The organism is Ferruginivarius sediminum (genome assembly GCF_003344765.1).
GTDB lineage: Bacteria > Pseudomonadota > Alphaproteobacteria > Kiloniellales > Rhodovibrionaceae > Ferruginivarius > Ferruginivarius sediminum.
In genome coordinates this window covers 1-14,839 of record NZ_QPMH01000038.1, presented here as the reverse complement: position 1 = coordinate 14,839, position 14,839 = coordinate 1, and the positions used below count along the sequence as shown (strand labels likewise).

The 14,839-nt window shown below is 58.1% G+C and carries 11 protein-coding genes and 1 pseudogene; 2 read left to right on the top strand and 10 right to left on the bottom strand.

Annotated elements, in window-relative coordinates; genetic code table 11:
* Window positions 1-122 precede the first annotated feature (122 nt).
* The 9 genes and pseudogenes from DRB17_RS19450 to DRB17_RS19410 form a co-directional block, all read right to left on the bottom strand.
* A pseudogene (locus DRB17_RS19450) lies at window positions 123-879 on the bottom strand (IS5 family transposase).
* A 110-nt stretch (window positions 880-989) separates the two neighbouring features.
* On the bottom strand, window positions 990-2,030 hold the full coding sequence (locus DRB17_RS19445; protein ID WP_114583896.1) for a branched-chain amino acid ABC transporter permease: 1,041 nt from the start codon (window positions 2,028-2,030) through the stop codon (window positions 990-992).
* 12 nt (window positions 2,031-2,042) lie between these two features.
* Window positions 2,043-2,930, bottom strand: coding sequence for a branched-chain amino acid ABC transporter permease (locus DRB17_RS19440; protein ID WP_114583895.1), 888 nt, complete (start codon window positions 2,928-2,930; stop codon window positions 2,043-2,045).
* A 3-nt stretch (window positions 2,931-2,933) separates the two neighbouring features.
* Entirely contained in the window at window positions 2,934-3,650 is a 717-nt protein-coding gene (locus DRB17_RS19435) for an ABC transporter ATP-binding protein (RefSeq protein ID WP_114583894.1), read from the bottom strand.
* Window positions 3,643-4,449, bottom strand: coding sequence for an ABC transporter ATP-binding protein (locus tag DRB17_RS19430; protein ID WP_114583893.1), 807 nt, complete (start codon window positions 4,447-4,449; stop codon window positions 3,643-3,645). Before DRB17_RS19430 ends, DRB17_RS19435 begins: the two co-directional genes overlap by 8 nt.
* Window positions 4,450-4,489: 40 nt before the next feature.
* On the bottom strand, window positions 4,490-5,857 hold the full coding sequence (locus DRB17_RS19425) for an ABC transporter substrate-binding protein (protein WP_114583892.1): 1,368 nt from the start codon (window positions 5,855-5,857) through the stop codon (window positions 4,490-4,492).
* Window positions 5,858-5,962: 105 nt separating this feature from the next.
* Complete coding sequence (locus DRB17_RS19420; protein ID WP_114583891.1) at window positions 5,963-7,747, bottom strand: hydantoinase B/oxoprolinase family protein; 1,785 nt, start codon at window positions 7,745-7,747, stop codon at window positions 5,963-5,965.
* Window positions 7,748-7,791: 44 nt separating this feature from the next.
* On the bottom strand, window positions 7,792-9,861 hold the full coding sequence (locus tag DRB17_RS19415; RefSeq protein WP_114583890.1) for a hydantoinase/oxoprolinase family protein: 2,070 nt from the start codon (window positions 9,859-9,861) through the stop codon (window positions 7,792-7,794).
* Between the two features lie 55 nt (window positions 9,862-9,916).
* Window positions 9,917-10,564, bottom strand: a complete 648-nt coding sequence (locus tag DRB17_RS19410) for an isochorismatase family protein (RefSeq protein WP_114583889.1) — start codon at window positions 10,562-10,564, stop codon at window positions 9,917-9,919.
* 1,142 nt (window positions 10,565-11,706) lie between these two features.
* Between DRB17_RS19410 and DRB17_RS19405 the strand changes: the two genes are divergently transcribed.
* Window positions 11,707-12,624 (top strand): LysR family transcriptional regulator, encoded by a 918-nt coding sequence (locus DRB17_RS19405; RefSeq protein ID WP_161958908.1) that lies wholly within the window; start codon window positions 11,707-11,709, stop codon window positions 12,622-12,624.
* Between the two features lie 184 nt (window positions 12,625-12,808).
* Here the strand turns inward: DRB17_RS19405 and DRB17_RS19400 are convergent, their stop codons facing one another.
* Window positions 12,809-13,666: a DUF5020 family protein gene (locus DRB17_RS19400; protein WP_114583887.1), complete on the bottom strand. Its 858-nt coding sequence runs from the start codon at window positions 13,664-13,666 to the stop codon at window positions 12,809-12,811.
* Window positions 13,667-14,185: 519 nt separating this feature from the next.
* On the opposite strand from DRB17_RS19400, the gene DRB17_RS19395 reads away from it, so the two are divergent.
* The coding region (locus DRB17_RS19395) for an AraC family transcriptional regulator (protein ID WP_147274973.1) at window positions 14,186-14,839 on the top strand (654 nt) is incomplete at its 3' end.

Sequence of the window (14,839 nt, the reverse complement as noted above, 5' to 3'; positions counted from 1 at the left end):
CTGCCCGACCGGCCGTCGTCCCCGCGCATCCGTCCCTCCCGCGTTCGTCCATGCCGGAGGGAATCACGCCAAACCGCCGGCGTCAGCTACTTTTTCAGCGTCCTGCTAGGGCCGAGAGTCATTCAGCCCCAAAAGGCGACGATGGTGGCGATGGCGACCGCGGAGTGAAAGTTGGCGGCCAGTTTGTCGTAACGGGTGGCGATCCGTCGGAAGTCTTTGAGCCGGCAGAAGGCGCTCTCGATGCGCCAGCGCTCCTTGTAACGACGGGCGTCGTGCCGGATGGCGCGCTTTCGGTTCCGGCGCGGCGGAATGATCGGCCGGGTTCCATGCGCGCGGAGCCGCTGGCGCAGATAATCGGCATCTTAGCCTTTGTCGGCGACCTGGCGCCGGAGCGGCCGAGCGTTCGCGAGCAACTCGTCTGCTGCGCGGACATCGCTCAGGTTGCCTGGCGTGAGCCGCACCGCCATCGGTCGACCGAGGAGGTCGGTGAGGGTGTGGATCTTGGTGGTCTGGCCGCCGCGGGACGGACCGATCGCCTGGGCTTTAGTCCCCCTTTTCCGCCGTGCGCGGAGCGTTGAGCGCGGACGTAGCCGCTGTCGAGCGCCGTGCTCTCGGTTAACGCGCCAACCGCGACCAGGGCATCCGGAATATGGGTCCACACCCGCCTCCGGGACCACCGGTTGAAGCGGGTGTAGATCGTCGTCGGCAAGCCGTACTCCTGTGGGACACCCTGCCACCGACACCCCGTCTTAAAAGGACGTGGACAATCCCGCTGATCACCCGACGGTTGTCGACACGGCGTGGACCGGGCTGGTTCTTCGGGAGATGCGGCTCGATCGCCGCCCCGGCTTCGTCGTTCAGCCAGAATAGTCGGCTCATCTGGTCCTTCACGGCCTATTACATCCGCCGTAGAATCACGCATGCCCTTCTACATCAAGAACCTGACTGGGTTTTGGCCCTAGGCCAGGACCGCGGCAAGTCCAACGAGCCTATTGTCCTGGCGCTTTTTTAACGAAATGGTGGATCTGCGCTGAAAGCCCGGTCAATTGAGAGCCGATCCGGCGAAGCTCCCCACTTTCAAGAAAACCTACGATACCTTGAGGAAAGAGAATCACAGCGACGACCGTGAACACACCCAACCCTACGGCCCTCCATTCCTCCAACCCCATCAGCAACTCGTCGAACAGCATCATAGCCGCGCAACCAGCAAGCGGTCCCCAAAAACGCCCGACACCACCGACAATCATGCTTGTTAACAGGAACAAAAGCGTTGAAAAGTCAAGTATAGAAGGACCTATTGCGTTGAAGTGACCCGCGTAAAAACCACCCAGAAGACCGCTAAAAAATCCCGCCAACGAAAACACCATTACTTGATACTTGATACGGTCAATGCCCCTTGCGGCCGCGCAGGCCGAATTGTCGCGCAACGCACGAAATGCGTGTCCAAGGGGGCTGTTAATGATCAGAAAGGCGAACGCACTGCCGACGGTGATAAGCAAGAGCCCAAGGTAGTACTCGCCCAGAACTGCGCTGCGATAGCCAAGCAGCTCACGGAAGCCGAAATCTCCAAAGCGGGACAGTCCGCTCGCACCGCCCGTCAGGGTGATGCAAGTTCCCGTTTCAAATGAAAGGCAGTCGGTATCCGCTATGATCAACGCCTGCATTGCGGCGGCAATCGCCAGGGTCAGCAGCGCCACATAGGCCCCACGAAGCCGCAACGTCGCGAAGCCGATGACCGTACTGGTCACGACCGCCGCACAACCGCCCACTATGACTGTGAGCCACATTGCCCACTGAAGATGGAACGCTAGCATGGCTGATGCATAACCACCGACAGCAAAGATCATCATCTGGGCAAGCGAAAATATTCCTGCCACGCCAAAAACAAGATTCCATTGCGTGACCACGCCGAACCAAATGAAAAAGAGAATGAACTGACCCAAGACATAGCGGGAAGAAGTGAGAAGCGGAATAGCGGCCAAAACCACCAGAAGGCCGAGAGCGAGAGCGATATTTTGTCGTGCTGACATGCTTTCCCGTCCTTATACTTTTCTGATTCGGGCGGCCCCAAACAACCCGTACGGCCGCCAAATCAGGATCATGACGGCAATTCCCAGCAAGAGAGGGAAGGCCCATTTTGCCGATAGTGCGTATTGAATAGCGGCCTCCAGGACTGCAAGCGCAAAGGAGATAAGTATTGTCCCCGGAATATTCCCCAAACCGGCAACAACACAGATTATGAAGACTTTCAGCATTGTCACCTCACCCAAGCTCGGGGAGGTGTTTGCCGTCGAGGAAATGAGCACACCGGAAATCGCGGCGAGCACACCGGCAATAACCATCACCTGCAGATAGATTCTTTCCGCTGGAATGCCCATCAATGCGGCGGCCTTCTGGCTTTGCGCCGTGGCCCGGATGGCGCGTCCCATTCTTGTGGCCTTCAGCAACCAACTGAGGGCCATCATCAGGATGATCGCCACGCAGACGATCAGCATGGTTTGATAGGGAACCAGAACGTTCCCCAAATAAATCCCGCCTTCCAGCGCAAAAGGCTGTCGTTGCGGATACCCGGTGAACCCGATGATCAAGAGACTTTTTACGACGATTGCAACGCCCACAGTTGCAATAATAATGTTCATTTCAAATTGGCCGGAGCCAACCATCCACCTCGCCGTCGCGAAGTACAGGAGGACGCCGGCGAGGCATCCCACAATCATCGCCGCCGGCAAACCGAGATACCAGGTGCCTCCCAGATAGCCGACGGCAAAGACGGACGCATACGCGCCGATCGCTATCAAGGAGCCGTGTGCCATGTTCAACATCCCCATGACGCCCCAAAGCAAAGCTAGTCCGATAGCGCTGACAGCGTACATGCCGCCGAGCGTGATCCCGCTGACCAGGATCTGAAGCACCGAATCAAGTACGGTCATTCTTCATCCCCCCAAATACGTTTCCAGTATGTTTTCGTTCTCCTCCATCTCGGACGCCTGTCCGCTCCAAACAATTTCGCCATTGTCGATCAGGAATATTTCGTCGGCAAAATCGACAACACGACTCGGATTTTCTTCGACAAGAACGATTGTTCGCCCTTGCGATTTCAGTTCTTTGAGCGTGTCGTAGATCTGTTCCACAACGATGGGCGCAAGTCCGAGAGAGGGTTCGTCAATCAGCATGATGCGGCTCTCACGCATCAATCCGCGCCCGATCCCCAGCATACGCCTTTCGCCGCCGGAGAGCGTGCTCGCCATTTGCGCCTGCCGCTCCTCAAGCTTTGGAAACATGGCGAACACGCTTGCAAGCCGCCGCGCTTGAACCGCGCCATCAGGTTCCAGGTAAGCGCCCATCAGGAGGTTTTCGTAGATCGAAAGGTCGGGAAAGATCAGGTCGCCCTGCGGGATATGCACGACGCCGCGCGCAGCAACTTGATGCGGAGCAAGGCCGGTAAGATGGCCGCCGTCGAGTTCAATGGTGCCGCTCGATGCCGATACGAAGCCGCAGATTGTATTGAGGAGTGTTGTCTTGCCGTGTCCGTTCGGCCCAATAATCCCGACAACCGAGCCTTCGGACACGCGGAAGGAGATGTCCCTGAGAACCAACACCTTGCCGTAACCAGCCGATAGCCCGTCGAGCTTCAGAACGTCATCACGCATGTGTCTGCTGCTCCGCGATCAAATGCTGAAGCCGATGAGCCGCCCATTGACCCAGATAGACCTCGACAACCTGGGGATCCGTGCCGACGCCAGCGGCAGAGCCCTCATATATCTTCCGGCCGTGGTGCATGATCATGACCCGATCGCACAGCGCAACCAGGCAACGCATGACGTGCTCGATCACGACGATCGTGGTCGACCATTCCGTCCGGACTCGCTGGATCAGGTCGATCGTCTGGTCGATCTCCTTCGGGTTGAGACCCCCGACGGGCTCGTCCAGGAGGAGCAGGGCGGGCTCGGTTGCCAGGGCGCAGGCAATCATGAGTTGTTTGCGCTGCAGAACGGTCAGGCTATCCGCTCTCCGCTTGCGCACTGACGCCAGTCCGGTGGACTCGATGATCCCGTCCACCCGATCCTTGGTTTCCCTGTCGTAAGCGAGCTTAGGCAGTGTGACTTCACGACGCCCGAAATAGGCGGAACACAGGACATTTTCCAAGGTCGTGAGAGAGTCGAATGCCGCATTCAATTGAAATGTTCGGGCAAGTCCCGCCGCACAGATCCTGTACGGCGGGAGCCAAGTGATGTCCTGCCCAAGGAACTCGATACGGCCCGAGCTGGCAGGCACGACGCCCGACATGACATCGAACAGCGTCGTCTTGCCCGCACCGTTCGGCCCACCGATGCCGAGCACCTCGCCCGCACCGACATCGAAACTCAGCGCGTCAACGGCGGTCAACGCACCAAAACGCTTGGTTACGTTCTGGCAGGACAGTAAAGGCGCTCGCACATCGGCGTTCATGGGTCGGCCCTCCTTCGTCAAACGAGCAGAACGTGAATGCTCAGGAAAGCCAGGCCGGCAGCTGGAAGTCGTTTGCGTCGTAGGGTACAGGCGCAATCAGCTTGGGCTGCTGGGTGTGATCCTGGACCTGATAGAAGAGATGAGGCATCCCCAGAGAGGGATCGTTTTCTTCAAGGTCCGGATAAGGTACGGCTGACTGCCATTCGGGATGGTACTTGATCGAGCCGAATACTGTCCTGAATGGAAAGCGTTTCAGGACCTGTGAAATCCGGCGATTCTGCTCGTAGTCGCCCGGCTCACCGGTTCCCCCGGCGACAGCCGCGGCAACGGCATAATGGTGCAACAGACCATAAGGCACACAGCCGGAGATTGCGCCGGTCCCGCCAGGATCGAGGTCGTAGCGCTTATCGTATGCCGATTGGAACGAGCGGCCCATATCGTCTTCCAAGAGACCCATGACCGTTGAACCAATGACACCTTCCACGTCGGCGCCGCCGATCTCCCGGAAGGCCGCCTGCAGCGGCCCCCAGGGGAAGTAGATCAGTGTTTGGGTGGGATCCTGGCGAAACTGCCGCATGAACTGAGCGATGTCGCCGGCGGCGAGATGCGAGTGCAAGAGAAGCGCTGGGTCGGCTTCGCGCAGCTTGGCCAGGACCGGCCCCCACTCGGTTGTCGGCGTTTTGACGATCTCGGGACCGATCACGATATCCCAGCCGAAATCGGCGGCGGTCTGCTCAGCGGCCTTGATGATGGTAATGCTGTAGTCGCTTGACCCGGCGATCAGGGCGACCTTGTTGTTGCGAGGCTTCCACTGGCCGGTATCGCGAAGATGGGCGGCAAAGCGCAGCCAGCCCGGCCCATACCAATATTCGGCCGGATCACCCATGAATATCCCATAGTATCGCTCCGGATCGCTCTCGATTACATGCCTGTGGGAAATCAAGGTATTCGTATGAATATAGATAACCCCGGCATCGGCGACGGGCTCGTACTCGGCATTTTGCGAACCGATGTTGTGTCCATTGACGATCGCGTGCACACCGTAGCGATCGATGAGGCGGCTTGCCGCGCCCGTCACGGATTCGGCGCTTGGGTTCTTCGTGTCGATGACATGACCTTCGAGGGGCCGGCCGAGAATGCCGCCCATCGCGTTGATCTCGTCGATCGCCATTTCGAAGCCGCGTTTGGTTTCCAGGGCCTCGGCCGCCGGCCATCCCGAAAGGCCCGTCATGCAACCGATCGGAATAGGGTCACCGGACGCGGCCGTGGCGTTCTTGTTAAGTGCCGCAAGAAGACCTGTCGCGGATAAGCCGCCGGTTGTTGCGGTCGCCGCAGCGCTCTTGAGGAACGTACGACGGTCTTCACGATGACCTGGATCGGATCGAGAGATATCGGTATGCTTCTTCATGGTACAATTTCTCCCTGTTCACGCCTGGAAACATGCCGGACGCGTTTGAAGTTTGGTTTTTCTTGGTGGCCCGGGCTGGCGACGACCGCCAGCCCGGGCTGACGATCAGCCGTTCGCGGATCGCAGACGTTGCGTCGCCTGTTCGTCGATTGTCATGGTTTTCGGGTCGATGGCCACGCCGTAATCGTCACGAGCGTCCGCGACAGTAATGAAACCGTCCAGGACGTCGCTGAGGACAAGGGCCTTGTCGCGCTCCTTCGGGTCGCCGTAGCCGCCTCCCCCGGCGGTGCGGTGGCTGATCACCGTGCCGGCGGGAACCCGCACGCCGCTTGCCCGGGCGTAGCGCTTCTCATCCGGCGTATCCGGATTCAGCACCAAGCCGCTCGGCTGGCCGTTCTTCCCGCCAAAGAGACCGTATGGCGGAAACTTGTCCCGATCCAGCGCGACAGTGAACTCGCCGGGCCACAGCATCTCGTAATCGTAGATCACGCCGAAGCCGCCACGGTGCTTGCCGGCGCCGCCGGTGCCCTCTCTAAGCGCATAGCGCTTGGCCAGCAGTCCCTGGAACTTCGTTTCCATCACCTCGCAGGGGACGTTGTAGTTGTCACCGCTGCCCAGCGACACCATGGCGCTGTTGCCGTCAGCATAGGTACGACCGCCCCAACCGCCGGCGTATGGCGAGAAGTGCACGAACTCCGCCCTTGTTTCCGGATCGAAGCCGGCAAGCGTAAGACAGCTGAAGTTTCCGAAGGTCCCGGCGATCACCTCTTGCGGCAGCGCTTCGGACAAGGCCTGGAAAAGCAGTTCGATCAAGCGCGTTCCCATGTCCCCCATGCCCGTTGTCACCGGCGCGGGATAGCTTGGGCAAAACACACTGCCCTCGGGCGCATGCACGTGAATCGGCTTGTAGGAGCCCTCGTTGCCGCCGAGGGCCGTGTCCGTCAGGAACATGACGAACTCGCGGGTCATCGAAACCGTATTGACCCAGTGACAGTTGCCTGCGGCGCCCTCTCTCTGCGGGTCGCTGCCAGTAAAGTCGACATTGATATCGCCACCCTCAACCGTGACGGTGACCTGAATATGGATGGGATTATCCGAGGCACCATCGGCGTCGTGGAATCCCGAGGCCTCGTAAACGCCATCCGGGATTTTCTCGACCGCCGCCCGGGTAATCCGCTCGCCGTGATCGATCAATTCGTCGACAGCACGCTTGAACACGTCGACGCCATTTTTCTCGAAGAAGGCGTGCGCTCGAAGCTCCGCTGTCTTGCCAGCCGCGATCTGGGCAGCGAAGTCGCCACGGGAAAGCTGCGGAACGCGCATGTTGGCGAAGAGGATGTCAGTAATGTGCTCACTGATGACACCATTTTCCGCGAGCTTTAGGGGCGGCAGGCTGAGCCCCTCCTGATACGTGTTTCCAGCATCCGCCGACCAGCTTCCCGGGTCCTTCCCGCCAATATCCAGGTGATGCGCCTTGCTCGCGCTCAGCATCACAAGCTCGCCGTTCCAGAAGATCGGCATGATGATGTTGATGTCGTTCTTGTGAGTACCGCCCCCGGTGTAGGGGTCGTTCGAGATGTAAATGTCACCCGGCTTCATTTCGGCGAGCGGGAAGCGCTTGGTGACCGCATCGATCACGAAGTTCATGCTGCCATTGAAGATAGGAATCCCCTCTGCCTGGGCAATCAAGCGCCCCTGGGCATCGAACAGCACGCAACTGTAGTCGTGCACCTCTCGAATGATCGTCGAGTACGACGTCCGGTCCATCGTGATCGACATTTCGTGGACGATAGAAGACAAACCAGCGCGCACGACTTCAAGTGTAATTGGGTCGACGCCAGCCGCCGAGGCCGCCTTCTCGTCGACATTCATTTCAACGACGTCAGCCATATCTGGAATCTCCACTCTGACCTGTTGACCTGGATACTCCGGGTTTAGCCGTCGATCTCTTCGATTAGGATGTTCCTGTAGGTGTCGACGCTCGCTGCTTGCCCCGGCAGAATGACCACGGTTGAGCGCGGATCCTCGATAACCGTCGGTCCGATGATGGAGTCTCCGGGCCGCAAGGATTCGATCCGGTAGATCGGGGTGTCGATGTCTTTGCCATCGAAGTAGATCGCCCGCCTGGAATCGGCCTTGAGCGGTCCGTCACTGGCCGAACGGGGTTCGTATGTGGGGAACTCCGGGCGCTGAACCTGTCCCAGCGCCGTCACGCGTAGATTAACGAACTCGCAAGGGAATTCCGGCGTGCAATAGCCGAAGACCCGCTCGTGTTCGGCGTTGAATGCTTCGCCGAGACGCTTGAAATCCGGGGCGCTATCACGGACCGGGATCTTCAGATAATGCTCCTGGCCGATATAACGCACATCGATATAGCGTTCAGCGACAACGTCGTTCTTGCTCACCCCCTCTTCGACCAGCCGGCCCAGCGCCTCGTTCTCAAGATCCTTGAAAACGGCCGCGACCTCGCTGCCGTCGGCCTGGTCCAGCGACCGGACCATGGTCGCCGAGGCATCGTGACGGAAGTCGGTGACAAGCATCCCCACGGCGCAGAGTGCGCCCGGATTATTCGGAACGACGGCCCGCTTGACGTCGCTCGCCCGCAGCAGGTCGCCGACGACCATACCGCCGGCGCCTCCGAACGCCATGAGTGTGAAGTCCCGTGGGTCAAGGCCGCGCGCCACAAGGATTTGACGCGTGGCTTTCGCCATGTTTGCGGTGACGACAGTGACGACGCCCTGCGCCGCCTCCTCCTTACCCATTCCCAGTTCGGCGGCAATCTTCTCGCCGATAACCTGGTGGGCTCCCTCGACGTCCAACTCCATCTCACCGCCGAGGAAATAGTCTGGATCCAACCGGCCCAGTACCAGGCATGCGTCCGACACGGTGGGCTCGGTGCCGCCCTTGCCATAGCAAACGGGGCCCGGGAGGGCGCCAGCGCTTTGGGGGCCGACGCGGAGGCCGCCGCCAGAGTCCAGCCAGCCGATGCTGCCGCCGCCGGCACCAATGGCGAGGATCTCGATCATCGGGGCCAGAATGGGCCAGCTTTCCACACGGCTTTCGTCAACCGTGATCGGCCGGCCATTCGAGATCATGCCGATGTCGGTGCTCGTCCCGCCCATGTCGAGAGTGACGACATTGTCGAGATCGATTTTCCCGGCCAGGTAAGCACCGCCGACAACCCCCCCGCTTGGGCCCGACAGCACCGTGCGGACCGGCAGGTTCTGAGCGACATTGGACGTGATCACGCCGCCGTTGGATTGCATGACGTACAGGTCACGCCGCAGGCCCATTTCCCTCAGATCACCGCTCAGGCGATCCAGATAGGACGTGATGATCGGGACGGTGGCCGCATTTATGGTGGTGGTCGAGGTACGCTCGAACTCTCGCAACTCGGCGGCGACATCAGAGGATATGCACACGACGATACCGGGGCAGACCTCGAGAATGATGTCGCGTACGCGGCGTTCGTGCTCCGGGTTGGCGTAGGCATGGATCAGGCACACGGCCACCGATTCAACGCCCGCATCCTTCAGCTCATGCGCCACGGCACGGACGGACTCTTCATCGAGGCCGACGAGCACTTCGCCCGTATGCCGGACCCTTTCCGTCACCTCGAAGCGCAACCGCCGCGGGATCAACGGGGCCGGCTTGATATAATGCATGTCGTACATGTAGGGATTGTTCGTACGCATTATTTCCAGGACATCCCGGAAACCGCTGGTCGTAATGACCGCCGTCTTCGGTAATTTCCGCTGGATCAATGCATTGAGAACAACCGTCGCCCCGTGCACAAAATATTCGATATCGCTCAGGGCGATTTCACCGGCGCCATTACGAACCCGGTTTGTCTCGGTCAGTGTCTTGTGGACACCGTTCAAGACGCCGTTCTTGAAGTCGTCCGGCGTGGACGGCGTCTTTTGTACGTATGGCTTTCCCTCGTCATCGAGCAGGATAAGGTCTGTAAATGTGCCGCCAATGTCGGCTGCGAGCCGGCTACCCATTATTGCGCCCTCCTCCAGAGAAATACTTGGCTACTAGCGTCTTGCACAGCACCCACTATTCCGCCGCAACGGCTTGTACACCGTTCAAATGCTCTAAAACGGCGTCGAAACTCTCGACATCGGCGTATCGTTGTCCAACGTCGATGAGGTTCTGTTCGTGCGCAACCGAGCCCTGGTCGAACACGCACTCCCGCGGTATGATCGTTCTATAGCCGTGGGCGAAGCTGTCGATTGTCGATGCTCGTATACACCCACTAGTGTTGGCGCCGGTGATGATAACGGTATCGACACCGTGCATGTTCAGCACGGACGCACAGTGCGTGCCAAAGAATATTGACGGCGTTTTCTTACAAACGAGAACGTCTCCCTCGCTCCACAGCCTTTCGTCAATTTCGACAGTCCGGGAACCAAGAATCCAATCGCGCATGCATTCGATCTTCCACGGAGGCATGTCGCTGTGATCAGGTTGAAAGGCCGTGTTGCAATGAACAATTGGCAGCCCCTTCTTACGGGCCACATTAAGCAAAACTGCTGTATTCTCAACGGCAGTCTGGGCGAGCGGGCTTTGCCCCATCCGCTCTTCCGGCTTGGTTACGCCGATCATGAAGTCGATTGACACAATGCCGATTTTTTTGCCGAACCCAATCTTGCGATAGCCGTAACCGGCCACGTCATAAAGCTCAAAATGCTCTGTTTCAGCCATGTTCCTTCACCACCTAGTGTTAGTTCTCGACGGGCGTATCGGTCAGAGGAAGGCTCGGATCTTATGTCGCCACCTCCGCCGTCTGCGCCGCAATTGGCGCAATACGCTTGACCTAACGCGTTCGTTGCTGTCCGAGCAGTTGTCAGTTCCTCGGAGACTGGTGCATGCTAGGCAGCGGCAGGAAGCAAAGAAATTACGGATTCCGCATGGATTGATCTATATAGAATCATAAATTGAAATAGGCCTTGATTAGAGGGTCACACCGACCGCCCCGCTTAAAGTTCTCTGTCTCCATGCACCCCCAGTCTTCGCCTTGAATATTCCAGCCTGCGGCTCGACACTCGACCAGGCCAACCGCTTTTCGCACACGGCAATTTCGTGAGCCTCTAATACGTCCTCCGGGAAATCGAACAACACACCGATCAGCGGGTTCTCGACGAGACGTCGCCCCACGCGAGCGCCTTTGAGAATTTGAGATTCGAGACCCTGTCTCGCGTTGTCGAATTTAAGTCATTGCCGTTCAGTTAAGCGTAATATCCCGCCAATGTTGTCATTTTGATTTTCGGATTTATATTTTTTGCCGCAATAATGTGCATTTCTAATAGCCCTTGACACTCACTGATATGCCATTGTCATAATCGGGGCTCCGTACAAATAGCCGCCACAAGAAATCGGAGAAAGCAAAGTATCAAGACGGCATTGTGCAACTTAAAGTTGCAGCCTATATGGCAGTTTGATATGAACAAGGGCAAAGGCGCCGAGTGACGGTTCTGTCGGAAGTGCAGAATGATTGTCTATTGACAATCGGCGAGCCATGGAAATTTGCCAGCCCAGGGCGGAGCAGGTCGCGGCCCTGTGCATTCCGGGGGCGGCCGCCGACACCTGCGACAACGCCGCTTGCCGCGCGCGTGACACTTTCAAGCTTGAATTTCCCGGCGGGGCCGCTGCCCGGACTGCAATCCAAGCATAATAGGCTTTCCAGGATCCTGGAGCCTGACTGAAAAGACGCAGGCGCCGGCATAACAGCAACGGCAGCAGGCCGCATTTGTTCATGCATGCACGACAAGCACGTTCAGGCAACACGCGGCAACGATCTGCGGATTGCGCACAGTGAATATTCTCGAAACTGAATGGGAGCGGTCATGGTAAACCTTGAGTTAAAGCACTTTCGAGTGTTTATCACACTCGGGAGTACACTTCACTTCAGCCGGGCAGCTGAAAAACTAAACATGGCGCAACCTCAGCTGAGCCGGACCATAAAGTTCATAGAAGAGGAGTTGGGATGCCCCCTCCTGGTTAGGTCCACTCGAAACGTCGCGCTCACGCCTGCCGGGGAAGTTTTCCTAGAACAATGCCGCTCTGTCATAAACCGGACAGAAGTTGCAATCAACTCCACCAGGGACGCCGCGGATGGAGCGCTCGGCCGCATTGACGTTGCCTACATGGACTTTGCCGTCAACCGGCCGCTCCCCTTCATTCTGAAGGAGTTCCACGGACAGTGCGAGCGTGTCAACGTCAACCTCGCGCACATGTGGACCGAGCGACAGAAAAGTGCGTTGCTCGATCGGGAGGTCGATCTCGGCTTCCTGATCGGTCCTTTCGATAACCCGGATATCGAGACTGTGGAGGTGAGCCGCGACCAACTCATGGTCGTTCTCCCAGCCCATCATCGTCTGGCGGAATCCACGGCTGTGAAACTGGACCAACTGGCAGACGAACGCTTTATCTTCGGACCTATGTCAGTATGGCGGCCCTACCGTGTCATGATCGAGCAACTATGCCTCGATGCGGGCTTTCGCCCAGAAGTCGTGGAGGAGCCGTTCAACAGCGATGCGATTTTCGGCCTCGTAGCGGCCAACGTCGGGATTACGATATACCCGGCAAGGGCAAGACGGCTCTATCCGCGCGGCTTGACTGTCCGACCTATCGCGGATGTGACGCAGGAAGTCACGACGATTGCCGCTTGGCACAAAAGAAATACCTCAAAAATACTGAAGAGTTTTGTTTCATCCGTAGCGTCTTACGCCGATAGGTACGGTAGAAGTCATTCTACATTATAGCAAATTTCCTATTATATTACTTTATTATATGTATTGCGACAAAATGTCCATCGCTTTCGATGACTGCGATGGACAGACCTTTTCAAAGAAAGATGGAGTGAACACACCTCGAACAGCGGTTCACTCCCAAGTTCGCACTTCTCAGACAGGGTAGGCTTCAGGAGGCTTTCGACCCCCAGGTCGTCTAAAATCGGTATCCGACCAACGCCTGCCAGACATTATCCGTGACGCCGTCGACACCAAACTTGTTCCGCCACCAACTGAACTCCGTACCGAGGGTAAGCTGTCCTGGCGAATTGAAGACCAGATCGCCCAGGTCCAGCCGCAACTGGGGTTGCGCCAGGATCTGAGGTTTCGTGCCAGAGCCTCGTTCTCCGATAAAATCGACGAACCCTCTGAACTCGAACTTCAACCCCTGCACCTCGAACGGCACACTCCAGATCGGGGTGATCAGATAGGTGGTATCAAAATCACTGCTGCTCACGTCATCGTAAACGTACGTATCGAGTTGAAAAACTGTGAACCCAGGAATATCGAAATTCCAGCTTGGACCGTATGTCAAAACCCTTACGTCATTTCCGGCATTGACGCCGGCACTCAGAGAAACATCCTTGAAACCAAGTCCATCCGTCAAACCAGCCGATAAATCATTATCAGTAACCTTACTCAAGCTGATTCGTGGATAATATTCTCCATAAATTCTTGTATTTTCATCGCCATTACTTTCAAATACAGCATCAAAGAAAAAATAGTTATCGCCGTACTCCCAAGTGCTGAAATGCTCGAATGTCAAAGTTACGGCATCGGTCCCTTTTTCTCCGTTGGAGCCGAGCTCATAATCTGACCCATATAATACATCAACACCTGTGCTGCTATAATCCGCCGCCAAACCACTGGCAGGGGTATAAAGCGCTGCAAAAATCAGAAATGCTGATGCAATGTTGATACGGTTTTTTTCCGGAACCGTGGATTTTTTTTCTTTCTTTATTGTCCCGCCAAGTCGTTGCTTGTCAAAGCAACCGTCATGTGGCACCATTTTCATCGTGAGCCCCCTTAGGCACTTTCTTGTTAGGACGAGAACACGGTAAAGGCACCGAATGATTGGAAAAATCTCTGATTAATTATTAATCTATAATTCACGGGACATGATACCGACGATTGGTTCCAACGCCCCAATAGGAACGTGCGGGGCGAATCCCGTGAGTGGCGTGGTTAAGGGAACACGTAGCGTTCCGCTGACGCGGGCGATCACGGGGGCAATATCACGGAAGAGGCTTATATAGCGGGCGAGAGACTGGATGGCGATACGCATGACCAGCCCTCCAACACGGCGAATGCTCTGGAGGGGCGTGTCATTGGCGACGAATTTGTGGGCGCTGCGGGGGCGACCTGCATCGAAACGAGGGGCAGCTTGGAAATAAAAACCCATAAGAGCTATAGCGGAATCGCCCGCCCGAACACCAGGATGGGCGCACGCATCTTCACCTCCTGGCGGCCGGAAACGGCTCACATTGCCCCGGGTGGGTGGTCCTTCCCAACTCGGTGATAGCGGGTGCCAACCATGCAGGATACGAACGTTTCAGTACCCGCACCGCCCCCTCGTCTGCGGGTGGCCCTCTACCTGCTGCCGGAGTTCACGCTGACGCCGGTGGCGACCTTCCTGGACACGCTGCGCCTCGCGGCGGACGAGGGCGACCGCAGCCGGCCGTTGCAGTGTAGCTGGCAGTTGGTCTCCGACAATCCGGGGCGGGTGCGCTCAAGCTGCGGCCTGTCGCTGGGGCCAAGCGAGCGGCCGTGCCGGGCGGAGCCGTTCGACTGTCTCGTGGTGGCGGGCGGACGCACGCCCGTGGACTTCGACTGGCCGCCCGGCGGGGCCGACCTCGTGCGCACGGCGTTGGCCCGGAACCGGACGGTGATCGGGCTGTGCCGGGCCAGCTATGCTATGGCCGGGCTCGGCGTGCTGGCGGGGCGCAGGGCCTGCGTCCACTGGCTGCATCGCGGCGAGTTCCTGGATGCCTTTCCCGACGTGGAGCCGGTAAGTGACGCCGTGTACGTGCGCGACGGCAACTTCATCACCTGCGCCGGCGGGCTGGGCGCGGTGCGGGTGGCGAACTGGCTGGTGGAGCACCGCGTGGGCCTGGACACGGCCGTGAAGGCGGCGCGGATCATGCTGTTCGACCGCCTGGTCGATCACGGCGAGGCGCAGCCGGCGGCG

Coding starts and splice junctions, on each gene's coding strand:
- DRB17_RS19445 (WP_114583896.1), bottom strand. CDS start 2,030: ATGTCAGCACGACAAAATATCGCTCTCGCTCTCGGCCTTCTGGTGGTT.
- DRB17_RS19410 (WP_114583889.1), bottom strand. CDS start 10,564: ATGGCTGAAACAGAGCATTTTGAGCTTTATGACGTGGCCGGTTACGGC.
- DRB17_RS19420 (WP_114583891.1), bottom strand. CDS start 7,747: ATGGCTGACGTCGTTGAAATGAATGTCGACGAGAAGGCGGCCTCGGCG.
- DRB17_RS19430 (WP_114583893.1), bottom strand. CDS start 4,449: ATGAACGCCGATGTGCGAGCGCCTTTACTGTCCTGCCAGAACGTAACC.
- DRB17_RS19435 (WP_114583894.1), bottom strand. CDS start 3,650: ATGCGTGATGACGTTCTGAAGCTCGACGGGCTATCGGCTGGTTACGGC.
- DRB17_RS19425 (WP_114583892.1), bottom strand. CDS start 5,857: ATGAAGAAGCATACCGATATCTCTCGATCCGATCCAGGTCATCGTGAA.
- DRB17_RS19415 (WP_114583890.1), bottom strand. CDS start 9,861: ATGGGTAGCCGGCTCGCAGCCGACATTGGCGGCACATTTACAGACCTT.
- DRB17_RS19440 (WP_114583895.1), bottom strand. CDS start 2,930: ATGACCGTACTTGATTCGGTGCTTCAGATCCTGGTCAGCGGGATCACG.
- DRB17_RS19405 (WP_161958908.1), top strand. CDS start 11,707: ATGGTAAACCTTGAGTTAAAGCACTTTCGAGTGTTTATCACACTCGGG.
- DRB17_RS19400 (WP_114583887.1), bottom strand. CDS start 13,666: ATGAAAATGGTGCCACATGACGGTTGCTTTGACAAGCAACGACTTGGC.